This is a genomic window from Vibrio sp. Isolate32, assembly GCF_022397955.1.
Lineage (GTDB): Bacteria > Pseudomonadota > Gammaproteobacteria > Enterobacterales > Vibrionaceae > Vibrio.
This window is the reverse complement of record NZ_JAKEUQ010000008.1, coordinates 130,371-144,318: the sequence shown is the minus strand read 5'-3', so window position 1 is coordinate 144,318 and position 13,948 is coordinate 130,371. Positions and strand designations below refer to the sequence as shown.

The 13,948-nt window shown below is 45.9% G+C and carries 16 protein-coding genes; 6 read left to right on the top strand and 10 right to left on the bottom strand.

Annotated elements, in window-relative coordinates; genetic code table 11:
* Positions 1-94: 94 nt before the first annotated feature.
* Positions 95-721 carry a uracil phosphoribosyltransferase gene (upp, locus tag L1D11_RS08460; RefSeq protein ID WP_004738627.1) on the top strand — a complete coding sequence of 209 codons (627 nt, stop codon included), beginning with the start codon at positions 95-97 and terminating at the stop codon, positions 719-721.
* A 139-nt stretch (positions 722-860) separates the two neighbouring features.
* On the opposite strand, the gene L1D11_RS08455 is transcribed toward upp, so the two are convergent.
* Positions 861-2,099 (bottom strand): uracil-xanthine permease family protein, encoded by a 1,239-nt coding sequence (locus L1D11_RS08455; protein WP_008222947.1) that lies wholly within the window; start codon positions 2,097-2,099, stop codon positions 861-863.
* 277 nt (positions 2,100-2,376) lie between these two features.
* Between L1D11_RS08455 and L1D11_RS08450 the strand changes: the two genes are divergently transcribed.
* Complete coding sequence (locus L1D11_RS08450; protein ID WP_239833691.1) at positions 2,377-3,639, top strand: DUF2066 domain-containing protein; 1,263 nt, start codon at positions 2,377-2,379, stop codon at positions 3,637-3,639.
* A gap of 143 nt (positions 3,640-3,782) precedes the next feature.
* On the opposite strand, the gene L1D11_RS08445 is transcribed toward L1D11_RS08450, so the two are convergent.
* From L1D11_RS08445 to L1D11_RS08430, 4 genes are all read right to left on the bottom strand, one after another.
* Positions 3,783-4,220 (bottom strand): DUF2069 domain-containing protein, encoded by a 438-nt coding sequence (locus tag L1D11_RS08445; protein ID WP_239833690.1) that lies wholly within the window; start codon positions 4,218-4,220, stop codon positions 3,783-3,785.
* Positions 4,217-4,810 carry an NAD(P)H:quinone oxidoreductase gene (wrbA, locus tag L1D11_RS08440; RefSeq protein ID WP_239833689.1) on the bottom strand — a complete coding sequence of 198 codons (594 nt, stop codon included), beginning with the start codon at positions 4,808-4,810 and terminating at the stop codon, positions 4,217-4,219. The genes L1D11_RS08445 and wrbA overlap by 4 nt, the downstream gene beginning before the upstream one ends.
* A 6-nt stretch (positions 4,811-4,816) precedes the next feature.
* Positions 4,817-5,167, bottom strand: a complete 351-nt coding sequence (gene arsC / locus L1D11_RS08435; RefSeq protein ID WP_239833688.1) for an arsenate reductase (glutaredoxin) — start codon at positions 5,165-5,167, stop codon at positions 4,817-4,819.
* Positions 5,168-5,280: 113 nt separating this feature from the next.
* Positions 5,281-6,735, bottom strand: a complete 1,455-nt coding sequence (locus L1D11_RS08430) for a M48 family metallopeptidase (RefSeq protein WP_239833559.1) — start codon at positions 6,733-6,735, stop codon at positions 5,281-5,283.
* A gap of 178 nt (positions 6,736-6,913) precedes the next feature.
* Here L1D11_RS08430 and L1D11_RS08425 point away from each other — a divergent pair, with 178 nt between their 5' ends.
* On the top strand, positions 6,914-7,153 hold the full coding sequence (locus tag L1D11_RS08425; RefSeq protein WP_102423677.1) for a sulfurtransferase TusA family protein: 240 nt from the start codon (positions 6,914-6,916) through the stop codon (positions 7,151-7,153).
* The gene (locus L1D11_RS08420) at positions 7,146-8,222 is read left to right on the top strand and encodes an AI-2E family transporter (RefSeq protein WP_061032628.1); all 1,077 of its coding nucleotides are present in this window, start codon (positions 7,146-7,148) and stop codon (positions 8,220-8,222) included. Before L1D11_RS08425 ends, L1D11_RS08420 begins: the two co-directional genes overlap by 8 nt.
* A gap of 93 nt (positions 8,223-8,315) precedes the next feature.
* Here L1D11_RS08420 and bcp read toward each other — a convergent pair whose 3' ends face one another.
* Positions 8,316-8,786, bottom strand: a complete 471-nt coding sequence (bcp, locus tag L1D11_RS08415; protein WP_004741656.1) for a thioredoxin-dependent thiol peroxidase — start codon at positions 8,784-8,786, stop codon at positions 8,316-8,318.
* Between the two features lie 12 nt (positions 8,787-8,798).
* Complete coding sequence (locus L1D11_RS08410) at positions 8,799-9,341, bottom strand: glycine cleavage system protein R (protein WP_004741657.1); 543 nt, start codon at positions 9,339-9,341, stop codon at positions 8,799-8,801.
* Positions 9,342-9,715: 374 nt separating this feature from the next.
* Here L1D11_RS08410 and dapA point away from each other — a divergent pair, with 374 nt between their 5' ends.
* The gene (dapA, locus tag L1D11_RS08405) at positions 9,716-10,594 is read left to right on the top strand and encodes a 4-hydroxy-tetrahydrodipicolinate synthase (RefSeq protein ID WP_004741658.1); all 879 of its coding nucleotides are present in this window, start codon (positions 9,716-9,718) and stop codon (positions 10,592-10,594) included.
* Positions 10,595-10,643: 49 nt separating this feature from the next.
* Entirely contained in the window at positions 10,644-11,690 is a 1,047-nt protein-coding gene (gene bamC / locus L1D11_RS08400) for an outer membrane protein assembly factor BamC (RefSeq protein WP_239833560.1), read from the top strand.
* 124 nt (positions 11,691-11,814) lie between these two features.
* Here bamC and L1D11_RS08395 read toward each other — a convergent pair whose 3' ends face one another.
* The 3 genes from L1D11_RS08395 to dapE are packed head-to-tail and all read right to left on the bottom strand — an operon-like array spanning position 11,815 to position 13,885.
* A complete protein-coding gene (locus tag L1D11_RS08395) occupies positions 11,815-12,021 on the bottom strand; it encodes a DUF2897 family protein (protein WP_105025406.1) in 207 nt (68 codons plus the stop codon).
* Positions 12,022-12,029: 8 nt separating this feature from the next.
* Positions 12,030-12,704, bottom strand: a complete 675-nt coding sequence (locus L1D11_RS08390) for a M15 family metallopeptidase (protein WP_239833561.1) — start codon at positions 12,702-12,704, stop codon at positions 12,030-12,032.
* Between the two features lie 44 nt (positions 12,705-12,748).
* Positions 12,749-13,885, bottom strand: coding sequence for a succinyl-diaminopimelate desuccinylase (gene dapE / locus L1D11_RS08385; protein ID WP_102423681.1), 1,137 nt, complete (start codon positions 13,883-13,885; stop codon positions 12,749-12,751).
* Positions 13,886-13,948 lie beyond the last annotated feature (63 nt).

Below are 13,948 nucleotides of genomic sequence, written 5' to 3'. Positions count from 1 at the left end.
TTGCGCGGTTTTTTTTATTAGAATAAAGATTCTGAAATAACCACAGAATTCGTGTATAATCTACAGGTTTGTTTAAATATTGCCGGAGTTGGAAATGAAAGTTGTTGAAGTGAAACACCCGCTAGTAAAACATAAAATTGGCCTGATGCGTGAAGGTGAGATTAGCACTAAGCGTTTTCGTGAGCTAGCGACAGAAGTGGGTAGCCTTCTAACATACGAAGCGACATCAGACTTTGAAACTGAGCGTGTAACTATTAATGGTTGGGACGGCCCAGTTGAAGTTGACCAAATTAAAGGTAAGAAAGTAACAGTAGTGCCAATCCTACGTGCTGGTCTAGGCATGATGGACGGCGTTCTTGAGCACATCCCAAGTGCACGTATCAGCGTTGTTGGTATCTACCGTGACGAAGAAACGCTTGAGCCAGTACCATACTTCAACAAGCTTGCATCTAACATCGATGAGCGTATTGCTCTAGTGGTAGACCCAATGCTTGCAACAGGTGGTTCTATGATCGCTACTATCGACCTAATGAAAGAAAAAGGTTGTAAGCACTTCAAGATTCTTGTGCTTGTAGCGGCTCCAGAAGGTATCGCGGCTCTAGAAAAAGCGCACCCAGATGTTGAGCTTTACACTGCTGCAATCGATGAGAAGCTAAACGACAAGGGCTACATTGTTCCTGGTCTTGGCGATGCTGGTGATAAGATCTTCGGTACTAAGTAATTCGGTTTTTAGGTTAAGTGGATTCGGCTGTTTTAAGCTTCTGAATTGACTTAATTATCCGTATTAATAAAAAGGGAGAGCATTCGATGCTCTCCCTTTTTTGATCTTAAATTTTGTGGAATTTAACCAGGTTCAACCATTAGTCGATTTGAGCTTTGTCTACTACTGTGTTGTCGCCTAACTCTTCAGGAAGGACTAGGTTGAGTAGAATCGCCACGATACCGCACAAGCTTACGCCCTGTAGGCTGAAATCGCCGATGCCAAATGCCATGCCGCCAATACCGAATACTAGGGTAATACCCACAATCACAAGGTTACGCGATTTGTGCAGGTCTACGTTGTTCTTGATTAGCGTGTTCAAGCCGACTGTTGCAATAGAACCAAACAGAAGAATCATGATGCCACCCATCACTGGAACTGGAATGGTTTGCAGAAGTGCGCCCAGTTTGCCTACCAATGCAAGAACGATGGCTGTTACTGCAGCCCAAGTCATGATCACCGGATTGAATGCTTTTGTTAGCATTACCGCTCCAGTTACTTCACTGTAGGTTGTGTTTGGCGGAGCGCCCAGCATAGAAGCTGCAATGGTCGCTACACCGTCGCCTGTGATTGTGCGATGTAGGCCTGGTTTCTTAAGGTAGTCTTTACCCGTCACGTTAGAAATCGCAAGCATGTCACCTACGTGTTCAACGGCTGGTGCAATCGCGACAAATACCATGAAGAAGATAGCGTTGATGTTGAACTCAGGCATAGTGAAGTTTGGTAGTGCTAACCAAGATGCTTGTGCAACGGGTGCGAAGTCGACTGCGCCATAGAATAGGCTCGTAATGTAACCTGCGATAATACCGCCAAAGATAGGCAGTAGCTTTAGGAAACCCTTCGAGAATACGCTGATGATGACGGTAACTAGCAGTGAAACTGATGAGATCCAAAGCGCTGCGTCTGCATCAACCAGTTGAACGGCGCCATCGCCTGTCTTACCTAGCGCCATGTTTACAGCAACTGGTGCCAAGCCCAAACCAATCACCATAATCACAGGGCCAACAACCACAGGTGGAAGCAGCTTATGGATGAAGCCAACGCCTCTCACTTTGATAAGAGCGCCCATCAATACATACACAACACCTGCTGCCATCAGACCGCCCATGGTTGCACCAATACCCCAAGTTTGGATACCAAACATGATAGGCGCGATGAATGCAAAAGAAGACGCTAAGAAGATTGGCACTGAACGGCGTGTAATAAGTTGGAATAAAAGGGTACCGATACCTGCGCCAAAGAGTGCAACGTTGGGATCAAGTCCTGTCAGTAGCGGCACGAGTACAAGCGCACCAAAAGCTACAAACAGCATTTGTGCACCTTGCAATGCATTTTTCATGATATGTCCTTAGATTGGTCGTTATATGAAAAGTGAAAAATAAAATTCGCGCGATTCTATCACTTAGCAATCGATTGCTACACAAAATAGATCAAATTTATTTATCATAGTGATGTTTTATATCGAACAAGGTCCGAAAATTCGGTTTATAAGGTTAGCGCTTTATCATGGTCAGGTGATATTTTGTGGTTATTAAACACAGTGGGCGCTAACGACCTTGCCCCTCAATCCATAGTTGCTTATCATCAAGGCACAAGCTTTGAATATTAGGATCAATATGCGCTACATAGCATTGTTGTTGATGGGACTATTAGCCTTCCCGAGTTACGCCTTAACTAAAGTCGATATCTTTAGTGCTGAAGTTGCGATTAACGCCGAAGACAAACAACCAGAACAAGTGGCAAGAAATACCGGTATGGAGCAGGTATTGATACGTGCGACTGGCCAAACTGACGTTGCTTCAAATGAGACCATCCAAAAGGCGATGCGTAAGAGTGCGCAGTACATGTCTCAAATGAGTTTTGGTGAGCGCAATGACCAATCAACATTGCGCATGCGTTTTAATGGCGCTCAAATCCGTTCTCTACTGACTCAAGCGCAACTGCCGTACTGGCCTGAAACTCGCTCAAACATCTTGGTTTGGCTGGTGGAAGAAGACAGCTTCGATAAAAACATTGTGTGGGAGCACTCGAACTCACCACTTGCTGCTCAAATGCAAGCAAGTGCAAAAGATCGTGGTTTACCTTTGACTCTGCCTGTCGGTGACTTCGACGATATCACTGGTATCGCGACCTCAGATTTGTGGGGCAGTTTTGTTTCACCAATTAGCAGAGCAAGTCAACGCTACCCAGTAGATGCGGTGTTAGTGATTAAAGCTCAATCTTCAGGATTGCGTTGGACGCTGTACGACCAAAAACCAAGCCAATTGACTAGCGCGCCAACGGCACCAATCACAGGTTCAGTATCGGGTAACAGTGCAACGGCTTCTAAGAAGTTAGTTGACCAAATCAGTAACTACTACGCGGGTAAAAGCGCGGTGACGGTGGCGAGTGAGTCATCAGAATCGATTCTAACTCAGTTTATTAGCCTGAATAATGCTCAAGACTTCTTCCAGCTAGAGAATGCACTTAAGCGTCTAAACTCGGTTGCTAGTCTAGATATTCTTAAGATTCAAAACAACGAAGTGACGTTCCGTATTCACTTGCTGTCGACTCAACAAGAGTTTGAGCAAGAAGTGGCAAGTATTCGCCAAGTTGTGAAGGTTGAAGAGTCTTACATCGAACCAGAAGTAAGCCCTGAATTTGAGACACAAGACAACACTATGTCTGTAGGTGATGATTCAACGGCTGTAGTTGATACTGAAGCAACAGCAACTGACGCAGATACTGATGTTCAAGTGATCAAAGGTAATGAAGTTGTTGGTGATGATACGCTAGCTGGCTCGGACGCTAACTCAGAAGATGCGGGTAGCGAAGCGCTAGAAGCCGCAGCTCCACAGCATGCAAAGCCAAGCTTGGTATACGAGTGGAATCGTAGTTAGGTAATTGCTGACATTCATCGTCTATATGAAGAGTAAGTAGGCGAAGAGAAATAAAAAGAAAGCCCTGCTAGAGAAATCTCGCAGGGCTTTTTGTTTGTTCGATAATTGCTTGAGCTAGCTGATTGGGTATGTCGAATCCAACCTTATTGCTCGAACTTCGCTTTCTCTTTCTTTTCTACTTCAGAAAGGCGCTTAAGCTTGATGCCTAACTCTTTAGCGCGGAAACGGGTAAATAAGATGTTTCCGGTAAAGCCAATCGTGGTCAGCAGTAGCTCAACAGCAGCTAATAAGCGTTCACCACCATCTACGTATAGGATGGTTAATGCGTGCAGGAAGTAGAGCATTAAGATGAAGTTTGCCCAAGCATGCGTATAAGGCTTGCCGATTAAAATGCCAGGTAATGGCAACAGTAACGGAACAGCCCAAACGATAGCGAGTGTGACATTGTCTAGGTGAGGATGCGGTGAAAGCGTCATCTGCCAAGCGACAACCCAACCTAACAGTAATAGGTTGCCTGCTAATGCTAGGTAGCGGAATAGCTTTGTCTTAGGAGACATCGCCTTCTCTGACATGTACATCATTGAGAGATTCCCTTCTGATTTATTGCAATGCGCGCTAGGCGTTTACCTAGGTTCTGCGCCAACTCAATTTCTTCTTTGCTTAATGAAACACTTTCGCCTGTGCTGCTTGCGCCATAGGGCGTACCACCGGTTTGAGTGGTATGCAATGCAGGCTCTGAGTAGGGGATACCTACCACTAACATTCCATGGTGAAGCAGTGGCAACATCATGCTTTGCTGTGTTGTCTCTTGCCCACCATGCAATGATGAAGAAGAGGTAAATACACAGGCTGGCTTATCGATAAGATCGCCATTGATCCACAATGATGTAGTGCTATCCCAAAAGTGCTTCATCGGCCCAGCCATGTTGCCGAACCAAACCGGACTGCCAAGCGCCAAGCCATCACAAGAACGGAGCTCTTGCAGCGTGGCGATTGGGTCTGTGGGTTGATAGCGAGAGTCTGGCTGCTCTTCTACTGTGTACACGTCATTCACGGTTCTTAGCATGGCTTCACACTCAGGGATGGACTCCACCCCTCGTGCAATCTGCCTTGCGAGAGCTTGCGTGTTGCCGTGACGACTGTAATAGAGAACAAGAATGTTGATGCTCATAACCGCTTACAGAATCTCTAGCACTTGCTCAGGTGGACGACCAATCTTGGCTTTATTGTTCGCAACAACCACTGGGCGCTCAAACAGTTTTGGATTAGCAGCCATTGCAGAAAACAGGTCTTCATCCGATACAGAAGTATCGCCAAGGTTCGCTTCTTTGTAGTCTGCCTCTTTGGTGCGCATCATTTCGCGAACGCTGCTAAAACCGAGCTGTGTGAACAGTACTTTTAGCTGTTCAACAGTTAAAGGCGTGTCTAAGTACTTGATCACTTCAGGTTGTACGCCGTTTGTTTCAAGCAGTTCAAGCGTTTGACGGCTCTTTGAGCAGCGTGGGTTATGATAAATCACGACAGACATGGTTCTTCCTCATTATTATTTTTTATTTAATTTTCAGGAGAGGCTAGCTAATTGGCCTCTTCTCTGTATACGTTGAGCTTTGTTCTTTTGGTGATTTCCGCGTATTACTCGGCTTATTGCAGTGCTAAGAAGCGCTCGCGCTGAATCATCAGTTGATCAATGCGAGCATCGTAGCGGGCTTGCTTCAAGCTACCGAGTTCCGCGATTTGACTTGCTTGCGTGTAATACTGAATTGCTTTGTTCCAGTTGGCTTGCAATGCCAAAATTTCAGCTCGTGCGGCAAGGTCTTCATCACTGTTGCCAAGGCTAGTGTTCGCTTTTGAAAGCAGGTGCCAGCCGTTGGTATCATTCGGATTGTCATGCGTATAACGTTGTAATACGCGAATAGCCTCTGCAAAGTCTTCTTTTTCAATCAAGGCATTTGCGTAGTTGATTGTGAGTACCGGATTGTTTGGCTGACGAACCAAGGCAGACTTGAGCTCTTTAATTGCAAGATCAGGTTTTTTCTGTTCAATGTGAAGGTCGGAAATCGCATCCAGATAGAACAGGTTAGTCGGGTCATTGGTAATCAGCTTGGTTAGAATCGGTTCAGCTTTATCTAACTTTTTAGAGTCGAGATAAACCAGTGCTTGTCCATACTCTAACGATGGGACGATCTCTTTGGGTGCCTTTTTCAATTGGCGTGAGAACCAATCGAGCGACGCCTCATTATTGATACCGGCATAGCGTGCCACGATACGAGCTCTTGCTAAGTGGTAATCTAGAGATGGCGCAAGCTTGAGAGGTGGATAGCTTCGAGCACGAGCACGAGAGTCCGTAATACGGTCTTCTGGCAATGGGTGAGTCAGCAACATTGGTGGTGGTGTGCTGGCATAGCGGTATTCATCAGCCAGGCGACCGAAGAAGCGTGGCATCGCATTCACGTCAAATCCAGCTTTCGCTAGCGTGTTGATACCAAAGCGGTCGGCTTCTTTCTCATTACTACGAGTGTAGTTAATTTGGCTTTGCATGTTACCCGCGGTGGTTGCAGTTAAGGCTGCAATACCGGCTTCAGGAGCCGCAATTGCCAACAACACAGACGCGGCAAGCGCTGCAATAGTCGCAGGGGAACGGCGTGCTTGATCTTCCATACTGCGCGCTAAGTGGCGCTGAGTAACGTGTGCGATTTCGTGCGCTAATACAGACGCAAGTTCACTTTCTGACTGTGCGTGTAGGAATAGACCTGAGTGCAAAGCAACATAACCACCAAAGAAAGCAAAAGCGTTGATGTTGCGGTCACGGATCATAAAGAACTGAAAAGGTGTCTTTACGTCATTGGCATTCGCGACAAGGCGATGGCCTAGAGTGTCGATATAAAGGTTGAGAACCGGGTCATTGATGACAGGCTGGCTACTTCTGATGATGCGCATGTAGGCATCACCATAGATGAGTTCTTGATCGATAGTGAGCGTGCCGCCAGCCGCTGTGCCGATGTCCGGTAAATCCAAGCTGTTGGTGTTAGCCAACGTTGGGGTGCTTAATGTGGCTGCGATGCATAAGCAAGCAATTGAACGAGCGCGTTTAAACATATTAGTCAGTAATACTCCGTTTCTTCTGACAGTAAGACAAGGGCAATGCAAATTGGTTCTTTATCTGGTTTAACCTTTGTTAAGTGCGTGCGCTATCCTGAAGGAAGATGAATCAATGATGGCACGTTTTCAAAAACAGATTACAATATGCCCCTTATAATAAGCATCGAGCCCAAGAATGACACCTAATATTCTAGATTTACGCCAAGAGCGCTGCCCAATGGCGTTATTATTAGCCAAGCGTCACAGTGTAAAGTTAGAAGTAGGGCAATCTTTGTCAATTTATGTATCAGATAGCAGTTCGATGAAAGATATTGTTACTTTTTTGTCTAAGCAAGCTTATGTTGTCATGACAGAGGTTTGTTCTAATTACCACCATCTCCTCGTCACTAAAAAGGAATCGCAGTCAGATGCTTGAAATGGTCAGTCGTTGGTATAAACGACGTTTCTCTGATCCACACGCTGTCAGTTTGGTTGCCATCATTCTATTCGGCTTTATTACTATCTACTTCTTTGGTCACCTGATCGCACCGCTGTTGGTGGCGATTGTATTGGCTTATTTGCTTGAGTGGCCAGTGACTCAACTTCAACGACTCGGTGTCCCAAGAACGCCATCGGTGATGTTGGTGATCTTGATGTTCTTTAGCCTGATGCTACTAGCGATATTTGGATTAGTGCCAACCATTTGGGAGCAAGTGGGTAACCTAATCAATGATATTCCTAGCATGTACGGTAGCTTGCAGAAGTTCATTGCAACGATTCCAGAGCGTTACCCAGAGCTTGCTAACTTACAGATCGTTGAGTCTGTCATGTCTAACGCGAAGAACAAGGCGTTGGGCATGGGTGAGAGTGTGGTGAAAGGCTCGTTAGCGTCTTTGGTTAGCTTAGCGACGTTAGGTGTTTATCTTATCTTAGTACCACTGCTTATCTTCTTCTTACTGAAAGATAAAGAAGAGATGATCAGAATGGCAAGTGGTGTGCTTCCTCGAAACCGCCGTTTAGCGACCAAAGTATGGGAAGAGATGAACGAACAAATCTCGAACTACATCCGCGGTAAGGTGCTAGAAATTTTAATCGTAGGTGGCGTCAGCTACGTAACTTTCGCGATTTTAGACCTTCGCTACTCCGTATTATTAGCGGTTGCTGTCGGTTTCTCGGTATTGATTCCATACATTGGTGCAGCGGCGGTAACCGTACCGGTTGCGATTGTTGGTTTGTTCCAGTGGGGGCTTGAGCCTCAATTCTACTGGCTGCTATTGGCTTACGGCATCATTCAAGCCCTGGATGGTAACGTGTTAGTGCCGGTTCTGTTCTCAGAAGCAGTGAATCTGCACCCTGTTGCGATTATTGTGGCGGTATTAGTGTTTGGTGGACTTTGGGGATTCTGGGGCGTGTTCTTCGCGATTCCACTGGCGACCTTAGTGAAGGCGGTTTGGAATGCCTTACCTAGCCATGCATTAGATGATGACCCTGTGCATCATCAGTAACGAAAAATGAATGATAAAAAAGGCGACTATCGATGATAGTTGCCTTTTTAATTTGTCTTAGTTGGTAGTGAGTCTAGCTCACCTCAAAAGACATTAAGCTTCTTGGTTGAAGTACTCTAGAACCACTTCGTGGTGAGTCTTGGTCTTGAACTTGTTGAAGACGTGCTCAATCTGACCTTCTTCGTCAATTAGGAAGCTAATACGGTGTAGGCCATCGTAAACCTTACCCATGAACTTCTTCTCGCCCCAAACACCGAACTGCTCAGCAACACTGTGGTCTTCGTCAGATAGCAGTGTGAAGTTTAGAGATTTCTTCTCAATGAAGTTAGGCAGGCGTTTCACTGGGTCGATGCTGACACCCAGAACAACGACGTTTAGGTCATCTAGCTGTGCTTTGATATCACGCAGGCCTTCCGCTTGTACAATACAACCAGGAGTCATTGCTTTTGGGTAGAAGTAGAAAAGTACTTTTTTACCTTTGAAGTCACCAAGAGATACGATATTGCCATCTTGATCTGGAAGAGAAAAAGCAGGTGCTGGAACACCAGCCGTTAGCGTATTCATGATATTTCCTTTTTAAAGACTGTTTTTAATAAAGTTGAGCGAGCCTTGGACTGATAGGCTCTGACACAGCGAGTTGAATTCTTCTTGTAGCTGCATCAAATTACATTCTGACTGCACAGAAGCGGTAATAGAGATATGGAATTGGTCGTTGTCGAGCTGGACTTTAGATTTATTGATCGTTTGTGCGCTCAGCGAGTCGAGGCCGATGTCTCGGTCTGCAAAGAACTGTGTGAACTGCTCGGTCAGGCCGAGTTTGTCATCTGACTCAACGAACACTTCTAGCGTGTAGGAGTTCTCTACCACATCGTGCGGAGAGGTTCGCTTCATAATCGTAATCAAGTCGTGCTCTTGGCCAAGCAAGGGCAGGGTGGTTTCAACACGGGTGATGTTGTTTGCTTTACCAGACAGTAGCATGATAAGCGTAAATTCTTCGCCAAATAGGGCGATACGGCTATCAATAATGTTACAGCCTGATTGAGTGACCAAGTGAACCACTTGGTTACAAACACCTGGGCGATCTGTGCCCACAGCTGTGATTACTAGATGTTGAGTCATAAAATCACGTCTCTATATATTCCATTGATTCATGCATGTTAGCACAGTTAGCAAGAGGAATAAGCGTGCGAGCGGGGCTTTTTATGACTCATCTTGCGTCTAACAGGCAACAAATGATAAGAATATCTAAAACGCGGAAACGCAAGTTTGTCGAGTGGCTGCACAGCTTACCTGATACTGACATCGACGGGTTTCCTATCCGTTAGATTGAGCTCAGGTTATCCAAATTATTGGCTGAACGGCGTTATAAGCCGTTTAACCTCAAACATACGACAATATTTCATACCGATGTTGCCGCTAAGCCACTTTAATGTCTTGTGTTTATTGATTGGCTTACAGTAACATGCAAAAAGAATAAATTAAGGGAGATAGACATGTTTTCAGGAAGTATCGTTGCGCTAGTCACGCCATTTAACGCAGATGGCGAAGTGGATTTCGACAGCCTTAAAAAGTTAGTTGAGCACCATGTTGCTGCAGGTAGTGATGGTCTGGTTGCGGTTGGCACAACAGGTGAGTCTTCAACACTCACAATTGAAGAGCATGTCAAAGTCGTCAATAAGATCGTTGAATTTGCTGATGGTCGTATCCCAGTTATCGCAGGTACAGGCGCTAATGCTACGCACGAGTCAGTGCTATTCAGCCGTTTATTGAACGGTTCTGGTATTGCGGGTTGTCTGAGCGTAACGCCTTACTACAACAAACCGACTCAAGAAGGTTTGTACCAACACTACAAAGCGATTGCTGAAGTAAGTGACGTTCCTCAAATCCTATACAATGTACCGGGTCGTACTGCTGTAGACCTATTACCAGAGACAGTTGCTCGCCTTTCTGAGATCGAAAACATTGTTGCACTTAAAGATGCGACGGGTGATCTCGACAGAATTGCAATTCACCGTGAACTTTGTGGCGAAGATTTTATCTTACTAAGTGGTGATGACTTAACAGGTCTAGAATTTGTTAAGCGTGGTGGCGATGGCGTGATTTCTGTAACGAATAACGTTGCAGCGGCGGATATGGCTACTATGTTCAAACTTGCGAAAGAAGGTAAGTTTGAAGAAGCAGAAGCGATCAATGAGCGTTTGATGCCTCTACATAAGAATTTGTTCGTTGAGTCTAACCCTATTCCCGTAAAATGGGCGGTTCATAAAATGGGTCTGATTGCTGAAGGTGGCTTACGTCTGCCTCTGACTGAACTGTCAGAACCAGCTCAACCTGTTGTTGCTCAAGCAATGACTGAAGCGTGTATTTACTAAAAACGTATGAAGTGATGCCGAAGCGAACCTTCGGCATTTAGGAGTATAAATGAAGTATTCTCACCAGCTAGTGATTGGGTCACTGGCTGTTTTCGTTCTTACAGCATGTTCTGGCAGCCCGACTCAACGTCGTCAAGCCAAAGATGATTTCGAATACTTAGAAACACCTGAGTTTTCACAATGGCAGCTGCCTGAAGATGCTCAGCCTCAGTTCTACCCAAATTATGACATTCCAAGCGGTGACTTCACTGGTGGTGTAGGCCCTTCCGTGGATATTCGTCCACCACAACAGGTTCTTGAATTGATCCCTGGTGCTCGTGCGGAGCGTCAAAACGGTGAAGTAACGTTATGGCTGCTTCGTGCTGAAGAAGCAGACCGTGTATGGCAAACGGCTGTCGACATGTTAGCTCAACGTGGTATTGGTATTCGTGAACAGTCTGAGAATGAGATTGAGACCGATTGGGTTACTTGGGTTTCTGAAGACGAAGACGTAGAGATTGGCAGCCGCTACTCTATCTCTCGTTTCCAAGCGAACAACCGTCATGGCTTCAAGATTAATCTTATTGATTGGCGTGAAGGCAACGAAGAGAAGCCAGTAACGGCAACCAACAAAGAACGTTACAACGCTTTCCTAACCAACTTAGTGATGGCTAAGTACGATGAAAACCTTCGTGCTGAAGCGGCACTGAAAGCACAAGAGCTAGTGAAGCGTATTCCTATCTCTATGGGCTCTGACCGTAGTGGTTTCCCTGTGATTATTGCTCGTACGCCATACAACGTATTCTGGCAGCGTCTGCCGACCTTGTTGCCGGCGATGGGCTTTGAGCTTGAAGAGCGTAACCAGTCTCAGGGTACAGTGAAAGCTAAGTACGCTGCGCCAGATGATGAGTTCTGGGAAGAGGTTGGTTTACAGCCTGTTGATCTAGCACCAGGTACATACAACTTCCTATTTGGTGACCTTGGTAACCGTACGTCAATTAACTTGACGGACGCATCAGGTAAGCCAGTAGAAGAAGAGCTACTTAAGTCACTGGTTCCTGTTCTAGCGCACGTTGCAGACCAAACCAAAGATGACAAAGCGGCGAAAGCTGAGTAAGCAAAGCTTAATTGACTAAAGGGCCTCGGAAAATAGGCCCTTTTAGTTCAGCCAATGTTTCAGTGTAAACAAATAAAAAGAGGACACATTGTGTCCTCTTTTTTGTGTTCGTTTGACCGTAAGATTAGCTACCTTTGGTCTCTTTCGATTGAGCTTTCTCTTGGTTCTGCTTATCTAGACGATTGAGCTTGTCCAAGTCGCTCTCTCGTTTGCTACGGCTTGTTTTTCCGAGGTCCATATTAGCTGTCTGTTTTAGAGCTGCGATGTTACCTACCACAACGCTAACCACGATGATGATGATCACCCAAGGGTTTGTAAGCCACTCTAACATAAGCGCTCCTAATGGCTGATGTTTGCTACGAAGCGCGCATAGATATCGTCTAGCTGCTCCATAATAATCTCATACCCTAATACTGGCTTAGATTTGAGCTGCTTGCCAAGTAAAGTCGGGGATAACTGTGATAAACACAGCTCCGAAACGTTACGATGGCTAATATGCCAAGGTTCTATCGCCACACCACCAAGGTCTTGGCTATACGGGAAAAAGAACCCAAATTGTGCAGCATTCGCAGAGAGCCATTGATAAAACACTTGCTGGTGGCCAGTAAGGTATTCCCATGGCTCTAATTGCAGCTGTGCACCTTCTGGAAGGTGGTTACGAGCAAACACATCGAAGTCACAACCCCAATGGTGTCGACTCGCTCCAGGAAGCGCAGACCACCTCAGAATCGCCGATAGCTTTTGATGTTCAGTGAGTGTTGAAGCATCAAGTGGTTGGCTATTTGAATCTAAGAGCGGGGCTTCACCAGAAAACTTGCGGTTCCAAATCAGAGATTGCCTGTCATAGTCACGAAAGCCACTGGCGATCTCCATTTTAAAGCCAGCAAGCTGAGCAGCTTCAATCAAACTGTTTAGGTCATCGATAACGTCACTGTGTACCAAGAAGGTCTTAGTACCAATGAGTGTCGGTGCCAGGTGAGAATCTGATTGTCCGGTAAGCTGCTCTGGTGTCATAACGCGTCTCTAATGTTTGGAACTGATACTTCGCTAGGAAAGATTTATTTAGCGAACAAGTTCACTAACGTTCTTTCGTACATGTCAGTTAGCTTCTCTAAATCCGCTACTTTCACGCATTCGTTAACCTTGTGAATGGTCGCGTTTACTGGGCCAAGTTCAACCACCTGTCCACCCATGCGGGCAATGAAGCGACCATCAGACGTACCGCCGGTTGTCAGCAGCGCTGGTTTAACATCATTAACGTGACCAACAGCATCAACAATCGCATCGAGTAGTGAGCCTGCGTCTGTTAGGAACGGGTCACCATTGAAGGTCCACTTAAGATCGTATTCGAAATCGTATTTATCGAGCGTTGTTGTCACGCGCTCAACGATAACGTCATTGCTTAACTCTGTGCTAAAACGAAGGTTAAACTGAACATTAAACTCACCTGGAATCACGTTAGACGCGCCAGTACCCGCACTCACATTCGGGATCTGGAAACTGGTTGGTGGGAAGTAGTCATTACCTTGGTCCCATTCCGTCGTCGCTAGCTCGTGAATTGCGAGCAGAGAGCTATGTACCGGGTTATTCGCTAGGTGAGGGTAAGCAACATGACCTTGTGTACCTTTGATCGTTAGATCGCCGGTGATAGAGCCACGACGGCCGTTTTTCACCACATCGCCAACAAACTCAGTGCTTGATGGTTCACCAACGATACACATGTCGATGTTCTCACCGCGTGCCATCAGAGCTTCAACAACACGTACCGTACCGTTGATGAATGGGCCTTCTTCATCAGAGGTGATAAGGAAGCCAATTGAGCCTGAATGGTCTGGATATTTCTCAATGAATTGCTCAACAGCAACAATCATTGAAGCTAGAGAACCTTTCATGTCTGCCGCACCACGACCGTGTAAGTAGCCATCAACAATGGTTGGCTCAAATGGCTTGGTGTTCCATTGTTCGATTGGACCGGCTGGTACCACGTCTGTGTGGCCTGCAAAAGCAAACAGAGGTGCTTCAGTACCTCGGCGAGCCCAGAAGTTCGTCGTATCCTCAAATACCATTACTTCGATTTCAAAACCGAGTGCTTTTAAGCGATTAATCATCAGTTCTTGGCAGCCCGCATCTTCAGGGGTTACCGATTGACGGCTAATGAGGTCTTTTGCCAGAGCCAAAGTTGGGCTATCTGTCATCCTTGAATTCCTTGTTTAAATAAAACGTCGAGTCATTAATTTCAGGCGTTGAACAGAGCACGC

What these genes read in the sequence shown, in the direction of transcription:
- arsC (WP_239833688.1), bottom strand. Translation starts at nt 5,167, where the DNA reads ATGTCTGTCGTGATTTATCATAACCCACGCTGCTCAAAGAGCCGTCAA.
- L1D11_RS08445 (WP_239833690.1), bottom strand. Translation starts at nt 4,220, where the DNA reads ATGATGTACATGTCAGAGAAGGCGATGTCTCCTAAGACAAAGCTATTC.
- L1D11_RS08430 (WP_239833559.1), bottom strand. Translation starts at nt 6,735, where the DNA reads ATGTTTAAACGCGCTCGTTCAATTGCTTGCTTATGCATCGCAGCCACA.
- bcp (WP_004741656.1), bottom strand. Translation starts at nt 8,786, where the DNA reads ATGAATACGCTAACGGCTGGTGTTCCAGCACCTGCTTTTTCTCTTCCA.
- wrbA (WP_239833689.1), bottom strand. Translation starts at nt 4,810, where the DNA reads ATGAGCATCAACATTCTTGTTCTCTATTACAGTCGTCACGGCAACACG.
- L1D11_RS08390 (WP_239833561.1), bottom strand. Translation starts at nt 12,704, where the DNA reads ATGACACCAGAGCAGCTTACCGGACAATCAGATTCTCACCTGGCACCG.
- dapA (WP_004741658.1), top strand. Translation starts at nt 9,716, where the DNA reads ATGTTTTCAGGAAGTATCGTTGCGCTAGTCACGCCATTTAACGCAGAT.
- L1D11_RS08450 (WP_239833691.1), top strand. Translation starts at nt 2,377, where the DNA reads ATGCGCTACATAGCATTGTTGTTGATGGGACTATTAGCCTTCCCGAGT.
- dapE (WP_102423681.1), bottom strand. Translation starts at nt 13,885, where the DNA reads ATGACAGATAGCCCAACTTTGGCTCTGGCAAAAGACCTCATTAGCCGT.
- L1D11_RS08455 (WP_008222947.1), bottom strand. Translation starts at nt 2,099, where the DNA reads ATGAAAAATGCATTGCAAGGTGCACAAATGCTGTTTGTAGCTTTTGGT.
- L1D11_RS08410 (WP_004741657.1), bottom strand. Translation starts at nt 9,341, where the DNA reads ATGACTCAACATCTAGTAATCACAGCTGTGGGCACAGATCGCCCAGGT.
- upp (WP_004738627.1), top strand. Translation starts at nt 95, where the DNA reads ATGAAAGTTGTTGAAGTGAAACACCCGCTAGTAAAACATAAAATTGGC.
- L1D11_RS08420 (WP_061032628.1), top strand. Translation starts at nt 7,146, where the DNA reads ATGCTTGAAATGGTCAGTCGTTGGTATAAACGACGTTTCTCTGATCCA.
- L1D11_RS08425 (WP_102423677.1), top strand. Translation starts at nt 6,914, where the DNA reads ATGACACCTAATATTCTAGATTTACGCCAAGAGCGCTGCCCAATGGCG.
- L1D11_RS08395 (WP_105025406.1), bottom strand. Translation starts at nt 12,021, where the DNA reads ATGTTAGAGTGGCTTACAAACCCTTGGGTGATCATCATCATCGTGGTT.
- bamC (WP_239833560.1), top strand. Translation starts at nt 10,644, where the DNA reads ATGAAGTATTCTCACCAGCTAGTGATTGGGTCACTGGCTGTTTTCGTT.